11 protein-coding genes and 2 pseudogenes are annotated in these 15,436 nt (G+C 59.1%); 2 read left to right on the top strand and 11 right to left on the bottom strand.

From position 1 onward, the window contains the following. Positions 1 to 13 precede the first annotated feature (13 nt). The 4 genes from CU048_15010 to CU048_14995 form a co-directional block, all read right to left on the bottom strand. Positions 14 to 811 carry a DUF72 domain-containing protein gene (locus CU048_15010; GenBank protein ID QBR72371.1) on the bottom strand — a complete coding sequence of 266 codons (798 nt, stop codon included), beginning with the start codon at positions 809 to 811 and terminating at the stop codon, positions 14 to 16. A 287-nt stretch (positions 812 to 1,098) separates the two neighbouring features. After that, positions 1,099 to 1,932 carry a sel1 repeat family protein gene (locus tag CU048_15005; protein ID QBR72370.1) on the bottom strand — a complete coding sequence of 278 codons (834 nt, stop codon included), beginning with the start codon at positions 1,930 to 1,932 and terminating at the stop codon, positions 1,099 to 1,101. Beyond that, positions 1,919 to 3,649: a dihydroxy-acid dehydratase gene (gene ilvD, locus CU048_15000; protein ID QBR72369.1), complete on the bottom strand. Its 1,731-nt coding sequence runs from the start codon at positions 3,647 to 3,649 to the stop codon at positions 1,919 to 1,921. Before ilvD ends, CU048_15005 begins: the two co-directional genes overlap by 14 nt. Positions 3,650 to 4,095: 446 nt before the next feature. Beyond that, complete coding sequence (locus CU048_14995) at positions 4,096 to 4,560, bottom strand: transcriptional regulator MntR (GenBank protein QBR72368.1); 465 nt, start codon at positions 4,558 to 4,560, stop codon at positions 4,096 to 4,098. Between the two features lie 223 nt (positions 4,561 to 4,783). Here CU048_14995 and CU048_14990 point away from each other — a divergent pair, with 223 nt between their 5' ends. Next, the gene (locus CU048_14990; protein QBR72367.1) at positions 4,784 to 6,112 is read left to right on the top strand and encodes a divalent metal cation transporter; all 1,329 of its coding nucleotides are present in this window, start codon (positions 4,784 to 4,786) and stop codon (positions 6,110 to 6,112) included. A gap of 8 nt (positions 6,113 to 6,120) precedes the next feature. Here CU048_14990 and CU048_14985 read toward each other — a convergent pair whose 3' ends face one another. From CU048_14985 to CU048_14970, 4 genes are all read right to left on the bottom strand, one after another. Further along, positions 6,121 to 8,961 (bottom strand): valine--tRNA ligase, encoded by a 2,841-nt coding sequence (locus CU048_14985; protein ID QBR72366.1) that lies wholly within the window; start codon positions 8,959 to 8,961, stop codon positions 6,121 to 6,123. 165 nt (positions 8,962 to 9,126) lie between these two features. After that, positions 9,127 to 9,555 carry a hypothetical protein gene (locus CU048_14980; GenBank protein ID QBR72365.1) on the bottom strand — a complete coding sequence of 143 codons (429 nt, stop codon included), beginning with the start codon at positions 9,553 to 9,555 and terminating at the stop codon, positions 9,127 to 9,129. Between the two features lie 466 nt (positions 9,556 to 10,021). Continuing rightward, positions 10,022 to 11,479, bottom strand: coding sequence for a channel protein TolC (locus CU048_14975; GenBank protein ID QBR72364.1), 1,458 nt, complete (start codon positions 11,477 to 11,479; stop codon positions 10,022 to 10,024). Between the two features lie 278 nt (positions 11,480 to 11,757). Further along, positions 11,758 to 12,489, bottom strand: coding sequence for a protein-L-isoaspartate O-methyltransferase (locus tag CU048_14970; protein QBR72363.1), 732 nt, complete (start codon positions 12,487 to 12,489; stop codon positions 11,758 to 11,760). 239 nt (positions 12,490 to 12,728) lie between these two features. Here CU048_14970 and CU048_14965 point away from each other — a divergent pair, with 239 nt between their 5' ends. Continuing rightward, on the top strand, positions 12,729 to 13,295 hold the full coding sequence (locus CU048_14965; GenBank protein QBR72970.1) for a hypothetical protein: 567 nt from the start codon (positions 12,729 to 12,731) through the stop codon (positions 13,293 to 13,295). Here the strand turns inward: CU048_14965 and CU048_14960 are convergent. The 3 genes and pseudogenes from CU048_14960 to CU048_14950 all read right to left on the bottom strand — a co-directional run bounded on the left by CU048_14960 (position 13,293) and on the right by CU048_14950 (position 15,425). Further along, a pseudogene (locus CU048_14960) lies at positions 13,293 to 13,409 on the bottom strand (SAM-dependent methyltransferase). The gene CU048_14965 and the pseudogene CU048_14960 sit on opposite strands and share 3 nt — an antisense overlap. A 45-nt stretch (positions 13,410 to 13,454) precedes the next feature. Next, a pseudogene (locus tag CU048_14955) lies at positions 13,455 to 13,634 on the bottom strand (hypothetical protein). A gap of 861 nt (positions 13,635 to 14,495) precedes the next feature. Then, positions 14,496 to 15,425, bottom strand: coding sequence for an elongation factor Ts (locus tag CU048_14950; GenBank protein ID QBR72362.1), 930 nt, complete (start codon positions 15,423 to 15,425; stop codon positions 14,496 to 14,498). Between the last annotated feature and the right edge of the window lie 11 nt (positions 15,426 to 15,436).

The raw sequence follows: 15,436 nt of genomic DNA, 5'->3' as shown, positions 1-15,436 counted from the left end.
AGCTCCAGCTTCGCTATTCTTGCTCCAATCGCTCAAGGAGCGCGCAAGCCGCGGCCGGATTGCGTTCCTTGGCGCCGGAGATAAAGAAGATAAAGCTGTCGCGCTCCTTCAGCTTTTTGGCCCCCATCGTTGCGAAATGCTGAAGGTCTTTCGGGTCCCCGCCCTTGGCCCATAGTTGGGCACGTTCAGACCAGGACTCGATCTCGCTTCCCGCATAGCCGGACTCGCGCGAGGCTTTGGTTCGTTGCAGACGGGCATAAACGAAATCGGCGCTGATATCTGCGATCTGCGGATATTTGTCAGAATCAGCAATACAGATCGCGGTGTTGTAGCGCCGAGCCAAAGCGACGAAGGCCGGATCGCAGAAACTTGGGTGGCGCACCTCGACGACATGGCGCAGCTGTGAGCCATCTTTTTCAGCCAAGGCCGCAAGAAAGGCCTCGAAATCCTCCGGCTCGAATTTTTTCGTCGCAGCAAATTGCCAAAGCACAGGACCGAGCTTGGGGCCAAGCTCCAGCAACCCACTTGACAGAAAATGTTCGATCGCGGGCCCGGAGTCCGCAAGCTGCTTACGATGGGTGCTCAGTCGATGCGCTTTGACCGCAAAGACGAAATCATCCGGGGTTTCGGCCGCCCAGCGGCGAAAGCTTTGAGCGGTTTGGGTCCGGTAAAAGGTTGCGTTGATTTCGATTGCCGTAACGTGGCGGCTCGCATAGTGCAGTTCTTGCGCTTGGGGCAGCCCGCGTGGATAGAAGTTGTCACGCCAAGGGACGAAATTCCATCCGCCAATTCCGACCCTGATCCGCGCCATGGCCCCTATCCCGCTGGATCTATTGAAAAGACGCCCACAGAAATAGCACTGTCGCGGTCACGCCAGCCCGCTTCGCACCGCATGCAGTCGACCGAATTTCTCCATCAGCGTGCGACTTTCCGGGCCCGCATTTGCCGGCTCGATGTCATCGAGACAGAGGGGGCTGGCTGTTCCGCCTTCGCCGCGCTCGCGTCTCAGCGGTCTAAATTGCCACAACCAGGCAAATGCGCACAAAGGCGCGGGCAACCTACCCCGCAGCCTCGGGCGCAGCTTCTGCCAGGGATCGGTTAATTGCGGCGCTTCAGATAGGCTTCGAGGAAATTGAGTGCGTTTTGACGATCGGCGTCATTCGCGGAAGCCACAGCCGTGTCGTAAAGATCGATGATCCATTTATCCTTTTTGGAATCGACCGCCGCTTCCCGCGCCAGGGTGAGCCACATCAGACCCTGGGCACGCTGGGGCTGGATGCCTTCGCGGCCTGCAAAAAGCATCTGCCCGAGAAGAGCCTCCGCCTGAAGATGGCCTTTGTCGGCAGCAAGGAAAAGCCAGCGGGCCGCCTCGCGGCCATCCTTCTCGACGCCGGCGCCGTCCAGATGCATCCGGGCCAAATTATATTGGGCATTGGCGTCGCCAAAATTGGTGGCGGCGAAGCGAAACATTTCAAGCGCGCGCGACGGATCCGGCTTCACCTTGGAGCTGGCAATTCCGTTCAAATTATACACGCCGATCGCGACAATGGCGCTCGACACCATCGAGACGTCCCGCCGGCTCGGGTCGTCCTCGTCGTAACTGGCGACGATTTGTGAGAAATATTCATAGGCCTTGAGGTCGTCGCGAGGCACGCCGTCGCCGTTGGCGTACATTTTGGCGAGCTTCCATCGCGCCAGCGTTTCGCCGCCGGCCGCCGCATATTTCAAAGCTTCTAGCGCCGAGTCGGAATCGCCTGAGCGGAAACCTTCCAGGCCCGCCTTCAGCGCCGATTTTGGGGACTGAAAGCTTTGCAGCGGAGATTTGTCCACGCCAGCCCCGTCGGCGCGCTCGAAGGCGCCGATGCGAGACCCCGGCAGCATGACTGCCAAGCCAAAAAGCGCAATCCCGACTATGCGGCTAGATGTCAGCATAAACATTTATTTCACTCAACGCCCCCGGATGCGTTACCGCTCCGGTGACAGCCGGACCAACCAGCTGTGCATATTTCCATAACGCGCCGGAACCGAAATTGGTTTTACGCGGTTGCCATTCTTTTTTTCTTTTTTCGAATTCCGCATCCTCTATTTGGAGGACGATGGTTCCCTTGATCGCGTCGATCTCGATCATGTCGCCGTCGCGCACGAGGGCAATCGGGCCGCCGAGGGCCGCTTCGGGCCCGACATGTCCAATGCAAAATCCGCGGGTGGCCCCGGAGAAACGGCCATCCGTTACGAGAGCCACTTTCGATCCCATGCCTTGGCCATAGAGCGCCGCCGTCGTCGCCAGCATTTCCCGCATACCCGGCCCGCCCCGGGGTCCTTCGTAGCGGATGACGAAAACACAGCCTTCTTGATAGCGGCGATGGGTCACCGCCTCGAAGCAATCCTCTTCATTGTCGAAGCAAAGAGCCGGCCCCCGGAAGGTGAGCTCGGACTGCGCCATACCGGCGACTTTCACGATCGCGCCCTCTGGAGCGAGGTTTCCCTTCAGGCCAACAACGCCACCCGTCGGCGCGATCGGCTTGTCGGCCGGCCAGATAACGTCCTGGTCCGGATTCCAGGCAACTTTCGCCAAATTTTCAGCGATGGTCCGACCTGTGACGGTGAGACAGTCGCCATGCAAAAAGCCGTTATCCAGAAGCGTCTTCATGAGCAGCGGAACGCCGCCAGCCTCGAACATGTCTTTCGCGACATATTTGCCGCCGGGCTTGAGGTCGGCGATGTACGGCGTCTTGTGGAAGATTTCGGCGACGTCGAACAGATCGAACTTGATGCCGCATTCATTGGCAATTGCCGGCAGATGCAGCGCAGCATTGGTGGACCCGCCGGACGCAGCCACGACCGTCGCGGCATTTTCGAGCGCCTTCCGGGTGACGATGTCGCGGGGGCGCAGATTCCGGGCCACCAGCTCCATCACCATTTCGCCGGCGGTCGAGCAGAAGCGGTCCCGGATTTCGTAGGGCGCGGGCGCGCCGGCGGAATAAGGCAACGCGAGCCCGATCGCTTCGGAAACCGTTGCCATCGTATTGGCGGTGAACTGGGCGCCGCAGGCGCCGGCCGAGGGACAGGCCACGGTTTCGAGCGTGTCGAGATCCTCATCCGACATCTCGCCAACCGAATATTTCCCGACCGCCTCGAAAAGGTCCTGCACTGTGACAGGCCGGCCCTTGAAGGTGCCGGGCAGGATCGATCCGCCGTAGATGAAAATCGAAGGGACGTTGAGACGCAGCATCGCCATCATCATGCCGGGCAGCGACTTGTCGCAGCCGGCAAGGCCCACGAGCGCATCATAGCAATGTCCGCGCATGGTGAGCTCGACGGAGTCGGCAATCACGTCCCGCGAAACCAGCGATGATTTCATCCCCTCGTGCCCCATGGCGATCCCGTCCGTTACCGTGATCGTGCAGAATTCGCGCGGCGTACCCCCCGCCGCGGAAACCCCCGTTTTGACCGCCTGGGCCTGCCGCATCAATGAGATGTTGCAGGGCGCCGCCTCGTTCCAACAAGACGCCACGCCGACCAAGGGCTGGTGAATTTGCTCGCGCGTCAGCCCCATCGCGTACAAATATGAACGGTGCGGCGCACGAGATGTGCCTTCCGTCACATGGCGGCTGGGAAGCTTACTTTTGTCGAACACACGCAAGTCCATTAAAAATGGCTCCGGACGAAATGGCCGTATTGATGAATGGGAACGAAATTTTAGGAGGTCGAGGTAGCCCTGGTGCCGCGCTGGGAAGCTGGCGATCAATCCTGTTTGCGAGAACTCGGCTAACCCAAAGCCCCGCCGATGGGGTGGTGTTCCAAGCAACAGTAGCAAGTTGTTCAAGAGCAAAAAAGAAACTTCTTCTTGTACCGCCAAGTTGAAGTAAACGCGCTGTGCTCTGTGACTTCAAAGCCACAAATTTTCTACGCCCTTTTTTACGCACCGAAACCACAGCCTTCCGGTCCCCCTTAAGTCCGCACGGCACCGAGATTTTGGCGGCAGCCAGCACTTGAGTCGGCAAGCGCTGCCTTCGCAGCGTTATGATTAAAGGTTCATTAAATTAAAGATTGATTAAAGTTTCCGGCCTTCCCACGCGCCAATCTTTCCGCGGCTCACGGCTGCCCTGCCGGGCGCTTGAGAAAACGCGCAAAAGCCGCCAGCGCGACGTCGGAAACATGGTGCTCAATTCCCTCGGCGTCGAGCTCGGCGCATTGCTCCGGAACGCCCACCGCCCGCAGCAGCTCGACGACCAGGCGATGGCGGGCGCGGACACGGTCGGCAAGCCCGTGCCCCTCCTCTGTCAGGAAAACGCCTCTATAGAGTCGAGAGGTGGCGAGGCCTTCCCGCTTGAGGCGGGAAATGGTTTTGATTGCGGTGGCATGCGTCACGCCGAGACGACGCGCGATGTCCGTCGGGCGGGCCTCGCCGCCGCTCGCCAAGAGATCGTCGATCAGCTCGACGTAATCCTCCAGGACCGCCGTCGCTTGAGCGGAGCGGGCCTTTTCAAAACGTAGTGCCTGGGTTGCTTCCGCCGGCAACTCGACCGGTGCCGCCAGGTCCAATTTTTTTAAGCGCATCTGACGTTGGGCCTCCCCCCGGCCAATTCCGCACCCTCACTCCAAAGTCGAAGAAAAAATATCGGAGTCAACTTTTTTAGTTTTGATTAGTTTTGTAGCCAATGCTACACCTTGAGGGTGGAGACGCGGTGAAGAGGGGTGGCCGACCGCGATTGGTCATGCCTCATTTTCGTCGCTTGCCGACGCAGAGCGATAATTGGGGCCATTGCACGAAAGGAACATCATGTCGTCGTCCGCTGCCGACACGCTCCCAAAGGAGGCCGCGCGCTCACTCGGAGCAGCGCACGGCAGCGTGCATGTGCCCAAAGGCGGATCGCCCTTTCGTCGTTTTCTGGGTTTTGCGGGGCCCGGCTATCTCGTCGCCACCGGATATATGGATCCCGGCAATTGGGCGACGGCGCTGGCTGGTGGCTCCAGCTTCGGCACCGCGTTGCTTTATGTTGCCGTTCTGTCGAGCCTCATGGCCATCGTCCTTCAGGCCCTGTCGGCGCGGCTCGCCTTTGCGACGGGGCGCGATCTCGCGCAGAACTGTCGCGATGCATTTCCTCGGCTGGTTAGCATCGGGGTCTGGCTGGTCGTGGAGACGGCGATCGTGGCGACCGACCTCGCCGAGGTCATCGGCACTGCCATCGGCCTCGAACTGCTGACCGGCTTGCCGCTGGGTGCAGGGGTTATTTTGACGACGCTCGACGCCTTGCTCATCCTTGCGTTCATGCGGTTCGGTTTCCGCAAGCTCGAAGCCTTCGTCGTCTCGCTTCTCATCTTGATCGCATCCTGTTTCGCGATCGAACTTGTCCTCGCCCGGCCTGACATGGCGGAAGTCGCCAGGGGCCTTCTGCCCAGCCGCGAACTCTTCACCAACCCGGCGATGCTTTATATTGCACTTGGGATTTTGGGCGCGACCGTCATGCCCCATAATCTCTATCTGCACTCCGGCATTGTCCTGACGCGAGCGGTCGGCCCGAGCACCGCCGAAAGGGCGTCCGCGATCCGTTTCGCAATTCTCGATTCGACGATCGCGCTTTTCTTCGCGCTCCTGATCAACGGGTCGATCCTGATTCTCGCGGCAGCAGCGTTTCACGCACATGGCCATTTGGAAGTTGCCGAGCTGCCGGACGCCTATCGCTTGATCGCGCCCCTGCTGGGAAGCGCGCTCGCCGCCAAGCTGTTCGCCATCGCTCTCATCGCCTGCGGCCTGAACTCGACTTTGACGGCGACGCTTGCCGGTCAGATCGTCATGGAGGGTTTCGTCAATATCAGGCTCAACCCCGTGGCGCGGCGGCTTTTGACACGGCTCATCGCGATTGTGCCGGCGGTCGCCGCCATCCTTATTGGTGGCGCGAGTGCGACCAACGGTTTGCTCGTTCTGAGCCAAGTGGTGCTGAGCCTTACCCTGCCCTTCGCCGTTGTCCCGCTGGTTTGGTTTACCGCCTCGCGCAAGCTCATGGGTAGCCTCGTCGCGCCCTGGCTGACGAGCGCCGTCGCCGCGGTGATCGCCATTGCCATCATCGCGCTGAACAGCAAGCTCGTCTTCGACGCAATCGCCGGCTAATTCGTGATTTAGGCACCGCTCAGTCGCTCCAGCGCGGCTTCGAGCTTGTCCGCCCGGGAGAGCGCTTCCGCCAGCCTGTCGCGGTTTTCCTCGACGACTTCTTCGGGGGCGCGCGCGATGAAGTCGGCGTTGCCAAGCTTGGCTTCGATCTTGCCCACCTCACCCCTTAATTTCGTAATCTCTTTGGCCAGCCGATTCTTTTCCGCCGCAAAGTCAATGACGCCCTGAAGCGGCAACGCAGCGAGGGTTTTCCGCACGATCATTTGCACGGATTTTTCCGGCGCCTCGGATGCAAAAGAAATTTCTGAAAGCCGGGCCAACCGCCGCAGCGTCTCGTCCCAGTTTTCCGCGTAGGATTTTGCTTCCTTGGACGCGGCGACGAGCACCAAGGGGATTTGCGCGGCGGCGGGAACATTCATCTCCGCGCGTACCGAGCGCACTTCCGAGACGAGTTCGACGATAAAACCGATTTCTGCTTCGGCAGCCGGATTATCGTAGCCTTCGAGCCTCGGCCATTCCGCCAGCGCCAACAAAGTTTCCCGGGGTTGCCCTTCCGCGCCCTTGATCAGCCAAAGTTCTTCCGTGATGAACGGCATGAACGGATGCAGGAGCTTGATGATCTGTTCGAGCACGAACGCGGTTGTGGCGCGGGTTTCTTCCTTCGGCGGGCCATCGGCACCTTGCAGCAGCGGCTTGGCGAGTTCGAGATACCAGTCGCAAAAAATATTCCAGACGAAACGATAGGCGGCATTCGCGGCATCGTTGAAACGATAGGCCTCGATCGCCGCTGTCACCTCGGCCACCGACTTGGCGGTCTCACCGATGATCCAGCTGTTGAGGGTGATCTGAACTCGCCGTGGATCGAACCCCGCTTGTCTCACGCAGCCGTTCATTTCCGCGAAGCGCGCGGAGTTCCAAAGTTTGGTTCCGAAATTCCGGTACCCTTCAATCCGCTGCGTCGATAATTTGATGTCGCGGCCTTGCGCGGCCATGGCAGCCAAAGTGAAGCGCAGGGAATCCGCCCCATAGGCTTCGATGAGGTTTATGGGATCGACGACATTGCCCTTCGACTTCGACATCTTCGCGCCCTTCTCGTCGCGGACGAGGGCGTGGATATAGACGTCGTGGAAGGGCACTTCGCCCATAAAATGCAGGCCCATCATCATCATCCTTGCGACCCAGAAGAAGATGATGTCGAAACCGGTGATGAGCACGCTCGTCGGATAACGGCGTTTCAACTCCGCCGTCTCGTCCGGCCAGCCGAGGGTGGAGAAAGGCCAGAGCGCGGAAGAGAACCAGGTGTCGAGGACGTCGGGATCGCGCTGGATTGGATAGGTATCGAGCCGCTCACCCGAATGAATGCGACTGACCCAGTCGGATTTAAAGATCTCCGAGTCGTCGCCAATAACGACTACCTTTGCTTTGTAATACTCCTCCGCCAGAGAGACCGCGTGTTCTTCGGTTTCAGCGACAAAGACGTGCTTATCGGAGTGAGCGATCCACCCCGAACCGGCCGGCTCGAATCCATACCACACCGGGATCTGGTGTCCCCACCAAAGCTGCCGCGAGATACACCAGGGCTGGATGTTATCCAGCCATTGAAAATAGGTCTTGTCCCAATTCTCTGGGACGAACTTGGTCTTGCCTTCACGCACGGCAGCAAGCGCTGGCTCCGCCAAGACCTTCGCATTGACATACCATTGATCGGTGAGTCGCGGTTCAAGCACGACGCCCGAACGATCGCCATGCGGAACTGCGTGCTGGTTGGCCTCCACTTTGTCGAGAAGCCCCTGGGCCTCCATCATATCGACCACAATCTTACGGGCTGTCTCGCGCGATTTCCTGTCGAGCGCGGCGATCGTCTCTTCGTAAGGATAAGAGTCCGGCAAACCGTCGAGAAAATCGACATTGCCTTGCAGTGTGATGGCGCCTTCCGCATCGAGCACATTGACGAGCGGCAGCCCATGCCTTTTACCAACCTCGAAGTCGTTGAAATCATGCGCGGGGGTGATCTTCACCGCGCCGGTGCCTTTTTCAGGGTCTGAATATTCGTCGGCGACGACCGGGATCAAACGCCCGACGAGCGGCAGCCGCACTTTTTTGCCGTGAAGATGGAGATAGCGCTCATCGCTCGGATGCACTGCGACCGCCGTATCGCCCAGCATGGTTTCCGGCCGGGTGGTGGCGACCACGATAAATTCGCCGGTGTCGGCGCCGGAGTCATCGACAACCGGATATTTGAAATACCAGAGGTGACCCTTGGTCTCGACTTGCACCACTTCGAGGTCGGAGATCGCGGTCTGAAGCTGGGGGTCCCAATTGACGAGACGCTTATCCTTGTAGATCAGGCCTTCTTTATAGAGCTGAACAAAGACTTTCACGACAGCGCGGGAAAGACCCTCGTCCATGGTGAAGCGCTCGCGCGTCCAGTCGCAGGAGGCGCCGAGCCGTTGCAATTGATTGACGATCGCGCCGCCCGATTGGGTTTTCCATTCCCAAACGCGCTCCAAAAATTTTTCCCGGCCCAAGGCGAGCCGGCCAGGCTGCTGATGCTCCATCAACTGCCGCTCGACAACCATTTGCGTCGCAATGCCGGCGTGATCCGTGCCGGGTTGCCACAGCACGTCCTTGCCTCGCATGCGCTCAAATCTGCAAAGGATGTCCTGCAAGGTCGTGTTGAGGGCATGGCCCATGTGCAGGGAGCCGGTAACATTGGGCGGCGGAATGACGACCGTGAAGGGCTCCGCCCCTGCCCGCTCGGGACGTCCGGCCTCGAATGCGCCTGCCGCTTGCCATGCCGCCGCAATACGGCCTTCGACCGCCTGGGGATCGAAAGTCTTTTCCATCATGGGATCATTGGTCCGGTGTCGCTGGCGCGCCCTTGGCGGCTCAGCGTGTCAGGCTGCCGTGTCATCCGTGAGCGATGGCAAACCGGCGAGCAAAAGGCAAGCCCGCTCTCAAGACGGGTGGACCCCCGCCAAATATCGCTGTGAGCCGTTGCGAGGGGAGTTTCCTTAGTCCGCGCGGGTCAGCCGTTCGATCTCGGCCTTGACCAGACGCTCGACAATCGCCGGGAGATTGTCATCGAGCCACGCCTTGAGCATGGGCCGAAGCATGTCGCGGGCGAGATCAATGACCAAATCGCTCTGCTGAACGGCTTTGCTGGCGAGAAGAATGTTGAATGCCGTGACGACCGAGTTTTCGGTGGCTGCCGAGAGAAGCGGCTGTTCTGGGTCGGAGCTTGCGGCCCCTTCGGTCTGGTCGAGCCCAAGCGGCTCGGGCGTGACGCTCCCCAGCCGTTGCGGGTAGGCGCCGGCAAAACCGTCGGAATGATCCTCGGCAATGATTCGGCGGATCGATGCCAAGATGTCTTCCATCGAAGGTTCCTGCGCTCTGGCTTGCGGCAAAGAACCATCTTTCAACAGAGGATTAAGGGCGTTCATGGGCTCTTTGCTTTCAAATTTAGTTATATGCGACAGCAACAGAGGCTAATCTGGACAACAAGTAACTCGCGCCGATCCGTCGATTCAATGAAGTGAAAACGCTTTATACGCGAAACTTGCCACTTTAGACTGGACCGCACGTCGATCGAACGCACTGTAGTCTTTGTATCGAGGGTCGGAGGGTCTCTTTACAATCGCTAAACTTATAAAAAAGCCAGCGCCTCGGCGTTTATCACATGGCCCGAAAGACGCGCCATGACCGATCCAAAAAGAGCTGACGACGCGGGACGGGGTAACAGACAGGTTTAACCAACTTAAACCTTGCTTAACTTCAATGGCAAGATGAAGTATCGGCGTTTCACAGGCTTTGATGTCGGAGGTCAAGGTTTCCGGCGGGCGAAGATCGATCGCGCCTAGAACGCCCATGATGGCGAAGACGGCTTGTGCGAAACTTTCGCTCGTCGAGCTAGCGCCCGTCCGGGGTGCGAAGGCCGATCCATTTGTCCTTGACCTGATCGAAATGGATGGTCGGATCGTACTCCAAGACATTCAGATTGAGGTTTGCAGCCGAAAGCCGCCCGATCGCGCCCATGACCGCATAAGAGGCGACGACGCGGTCGCGCTGCGCCACAACCAGAGTCACCCTGGTATTCAGCAAAGTCTGTTGCGCAAAGAGAATATCGAAAGTGGTGCGTTGGCCGACTTGAGCCTCTTGGCGGATGCTATCGAGAGCGATTTCGGCGGACTTCACCGCCGCCTTTGACGATTGGATGACAGCGCGTGCGGTATCGAGCTGTCCCCAGGAGGAAACGACAGCAGCGCGCACGAAATCGCGCTGTAGATCGGCCTGCAATCGGGCTTGCCCCAAGGTTTCCTTGGCTTTTCGAGCACGCGCGTAGACTTCTCCTCCTTCATAGATCGGCACGGTGAGCTGGCCGGTGATGGAGCCATTCAGGAAACGTTCTCCGGGAATCCCCGTATAGTTATAATTCTGCTGGACATTGGCGCTGACGTTGAGCGTCGGATAGAGTTCGCCTTCGACCAGTTTCACCTGCAGGGCCGAGACATCAACCTGATGGAGCGCTGCCTGTATCCCCGGATGTTCGTTTAAGGCGAGTTCTACCGCGCTCGAGAGCGAGCGTGGCAGCAGGCTCTCGATCGTCCGCGCGGGTTCGAGCTTGGTCGGCTCGACGCCGATCACTTGGCGGTAATTGGCGATGCTGGTCTGCAGATTGGCCTGCGCCGTAAAATAATCCGAACGGGCGGACGCAAGGCTCGACTCGGCCTGGGCAACGTCGGTCCGGGTGACCTCGCCGACGATGAAGCGATCGCGGGTTTGGCGCAGCTGTTCTTCGAGAACAATAATATTGTTCTTGCGCAGATCGAGAATGGCCGTATCGCGCAGCACGTTCATATAGGCGGTGGCACCGTTTTGCAGCACATTCTGCTCGGTGTTGCGCAGGGATTCCCGCGCGCCGAAAATATTGGACTCGGCCTGGCGCACACCGTTCAGCGTACGATTGCCGTTGAAGAGATTTTGCGTGACCGTGAGCCCGAACCCGCCGGGATCGGTTCCGGCCCTTTGCCGAATGCGGCCCTGTTCCAGCGTGTTGTTCAGACCGGTGGATGTCGCACCATTGGTGGTGACGTCGAAATAATTATATCCGAATTGCGCGTTCGCATAGGCCTGTGGCCGCCATCCTGAACTCGCGCGCGGCAAATCTTCGTCGGTCGCACGCACGCCCGCCCGCTGCTGGTTGAGATCCGGGTTTCCGCCATAGGCTCGTGTCAACGCGCTTGACATGGTTTCCGCGGTGACGGTCGTGACACTCGGCGGCAACACGATCACGATCAAGGCGCCCGCAACGCCCGCCAAAGCGGACCGCAAACCTAAATGGATACGAGTCAAAATGGCGCCGCGCATTCCAGAAAACCAATCTCTAATTCGAAACTAACCGGCGCGGACCAAAGCGATTATCTATTGCGCCAACCGCTATCAATGCCGCGAGCCAGAATCAAAACGAACGGCCTGTGTTTACGTAAGCTTTATCCGCAGACTAAGGCGGACGACCTATGTTCGCGGCACGCTTCCTAGAATTCCCAACTTCGTCGCAAAAATGTGACACTCAGCCCCGATCCTCAGACAATTGCAGGAGGAAAGCGACGCACGCCGATCAAATCGAAGAGAACTCATCGGGAATATCAAGAAAATGTGAATTCCTCAGCCTTCCGGAAGGTCTCGAGGACTGGTGCGGACGCATCGAACAAAACGCGGAATCCGGTCTGGCCGTCGATCTTTTCATAGCGGACCGCTTTGCCAGCGCGCCCACCCGAATCACCTGGAAGGCAAGTCAGGGCCAGCAGACGTCCCCCCTCCTTCAATTGCGCAAATAAAGTCGCAAGATTGGTTTCCACCGCGCCATTGACGAAAATGACATCGAAGGGCCCTTCGGAGGCCACGCCATCCGCAAGCGGCCCCAACACGGTCTTCACCTCAGAAAGTCCGAACGACTCCAAATTGGACTTCAAATGAGCAAACAACGCAGGGTCGGATTCGAGCGCGACCACGCTCCCCGCGAGTCCGGCGAGAATGGCCGCCGAATAGCCGGTTCCCGATGCGACATCGAGGACACGATCGGTCGCGGCCAAGGTGGCTCCCTGGATCAGCCGAGCCAGGACGAGCGGAGGCAACAAGGTCCGTGGCTTTTCGCCGGGATTGCTGGTCTTCAGTTGAAGGGCAAGGTCGGAATAGGCAAGCGAGGCCAGTTCCGCTGGCAGGAAATCCTCGCGCGGAACCTCGAGCAAACGCGCCAAAAGCAGCTGATCGGTGACGTCAAAAGTGCGGATCTGGCAGTCGACCATGGTCCGCCGATGAAGCGCCGATTGAGAATGGACGTCTGCAATATTACGGTCTTGTACGCTGGTATCCTGCATGATGTGTTCAGAGTCCTATATCCGAGGGAAATTCCCGCGTCGGTGCCCGTGACGGGGCAGTTTATAGGTCGCTCGATTCTCCCTGTCCATTAAAAGCCGCTACATTTATGAGCGCCAAATGGACGCTTGCGACGCGAATCAGCAATGAGAAGGCTCCAGGCTTCTGTGAAGCCGAGCTTCCCCGCGGGTTCGGCGCTCCAGCAGGCCAACAATATCCATCCTCAAGGGAACAAACCTCCATGTCCGAATCTCCGATCGAGCATATTGAGCACGCCGAACATGCACAGCATGCCGCCTTCTTGGGCGATCCGTTTCTCACGCAAGTCTCGATCACGATAGCGATCCTAGCCGTCGTTGCCGCGACCGTCGGCAGTCTTGAGACGCTCGAAACAGCAGCAGCCATAGGCGACAAGAACGCCGCCGTGCTTTTTGAAAACAAGGCGACCGACACCTGGAATTTTTATCAGGCGAAAAGCATCAAGAAAAACCTGTATGCCATTGCCGCGGCAAATGGCGGCCCCTCAGCCGATAGCTTCAAAAAACAAGCGGAGCGCTATGGCGAGGACGAGCAGGAGCTGTTTAGCAAGGGGGAAACGCTGGAGCATCAAACCGAAGCAAAGCTGCGGGACAGTGAACGTCACGAAGCGCGCCACCACGTTCTCACGATTGCGGTGACGCTACTTCATGTCGCAATAGCCATTTCGACGATTGCGATCATCATCCGAGGACAGCGCTGGCCGTGGTACGCGGCCCTAGTGCTCGGTGCATTAGGAACGGCGGGGGCCGCTTACGCCTATCTTGGCTAGAGCGGGATGAGGAAAAGTGGAGACCGGTTTTCCGCCGGCATCCCGCTCTAAACTTTTGGAATCGATCACGTTCATGATTTTGGATTGAGTCAATCCAAAATCATCGTGATCTAGACGCCACGTCCGCAAGACGCGGAGGCAGAAATTGGCGCTTTCGCGTCAACCCTTCAGCCGTTTATTGCATTCGCTCCAATAGCCGCCGCCTTTTTGGATCCATTTTAGGCCGCCATTGGCGTTGGTTGCCTTGTTCGCCTGAAACTGTTTGGAACAGGTCTTGAGGCGCGCCTTGGCGGGCTTTTCGCTCGCGAAGTCGGGCGAAATCGCAGTCGGAAACACGGCTGCCGTCGTTGGGGCCGCAGGCGCGGCCGGCGCAACAGGCTTCGCCGTCGGGGCCGGCTTGAGCGGATTGACGGCGGGCGCCGGCGCGGGTGTCGCGACCACTGTCGGCGCGGGGGTATGAACGGGCGGCGGGGGCGCGGCGACAACAGGGGCGGCGGGCGGCTCGGCAGCCGGCGGCTCAGGTGCAGCAACGACGGGCGGGGGAGCCGGCTCCGCTACAGGCGGTTCGGGTGCCGCGACAACAGGCGGGGCGACAGCCACCGCCTCAGGTGCCGGAGAAGCAGGTTCGGCCGCCGGCGGATTGGCTTTGGTTTCGCTCGTGCAACGGCTGTAAAACTGCGGCCAGGTCGCGCCTTCCAAAGCCCCTGCTGCTTTGGCAGCCTGGTATTTCTTGCTGCAGATTTGGCGAATGTCGAGGGTCGGCGCGGCCGCCTCGGTGGCCGCGGAACCCGCCTTAATCTCGGTCGTGCAGCGGCTGTAGAATTGGGGCCACGCCTCGCCGTTCAATGACCCCGCCGCTTTGGCGGCCTGATATTTTTCGCTGCAGATCTGGCGTGCATCCTGCGCTGAACTTTGCCCCGCAAATGCGAGAGCAAACAAAATTGACGATGCGGAGAAACCGATAAGCGACCAAGATCCACGAACCAGCATTTGGTATTCTCCTTGGGATTTTCTCCCGAATACTTCGATTTTCGGCGCATGAACCCATGCACCCAGACAATTGCGAAACTCCTGCGAAATTCTTGCGAAGTCAAATTTAAACAATAGGCAAGCCGATAGGAAAACGGGCATTCTTTGATCGAGAGGCCAAACCGGCTCTAAAGCACGTCGGCTGATCCCGCTTTCCCATCCCTCCGAGTCCTAGACTTGGCCCCCTGCCGCGGCGACTTCGGCAGCAAAATCGGTTTCCTGCTTCTCGATGCCTTCGCCGAGCGCATAGCGCACGAAAGATTTCAGGCTGACGGGCGCCCCGGCCGAACCTTCCGCCTCTTTGACCACCTGACCGATTGTTTTATTGGCATGTTCGGCGTGAATGGAAGGCTGGTCGAGAAGGCAAACCTCCTTGAAATAGGTTTTCAGTCCCGAGTCGACGATCTTTTCCAGAACATGCGCGGGCTTGCCGGCGTTCTTGTCGGCAAGCACAGCCTTTTCCCGCGCGACGACCGCCGGATCCAGAGCGGAGGGCTCAAGGGCCAGCGGGTTGGCCGCCGCCACATGCAGAGCGATCAAACGGGCGAGCGGCGCCAAAGCCGCAGCGTCACCGTTTGATTCCAGGGCAACAATCACGCCGATCTTGCCGAGGCGGTCTGCCACCGCATTATGGACATAGTGACCAATGAAACCCTTCTGTACATGCACAGCGGCGGCGCGCCGCAGCGTCATGTTCTCGCCGATCTTGGCAATGGCACCGGCGATTGCTTCGGCGACCGTCGCGCCCCCTGGATAGGCGGCAGCCTTCAAAGCTTCGACATCGGTCACGCCGGAGGTCATGGCAACTCCCGCGATATTCCGCGCAAGCGTTTGAAAATCCTCGTTCCGGGCGACGAAATCGGTTTCGGAGTTGACTTCGACGACGACGCCATCGGTTTCCCGGACGGCGATCGCGACAAGGCCTTCGGCGGCGATCCTGCCGGATTTCTTGGCGGCCTTGGATAGACCTTTCTTGCGCAGCCAATCGATGGCCGCCTCGATATCTCCCTCGGTCTCACCGAGGGCGTTCTTGCAATCCATCATGCCGGCGCCGGTCTTCTCGCGAAGATCCTTCACCATCGCCGCGGTGACGTTTGCCATAGGGGTGTTCC

The sequence above is a fragment of the Beijerinckiaceae bacterium genome, from assembly GCA_004564215.1.
Classification (GTDB): domain Bacteria; phylum Pseudomonadota; class Alphaproteobacteria; order Rhizobiales; family Beijerinckiaceae; genus Methylocapsa.
This window is presented reverse-complemented; position numbering and strand designations above follow the sequence as displayed.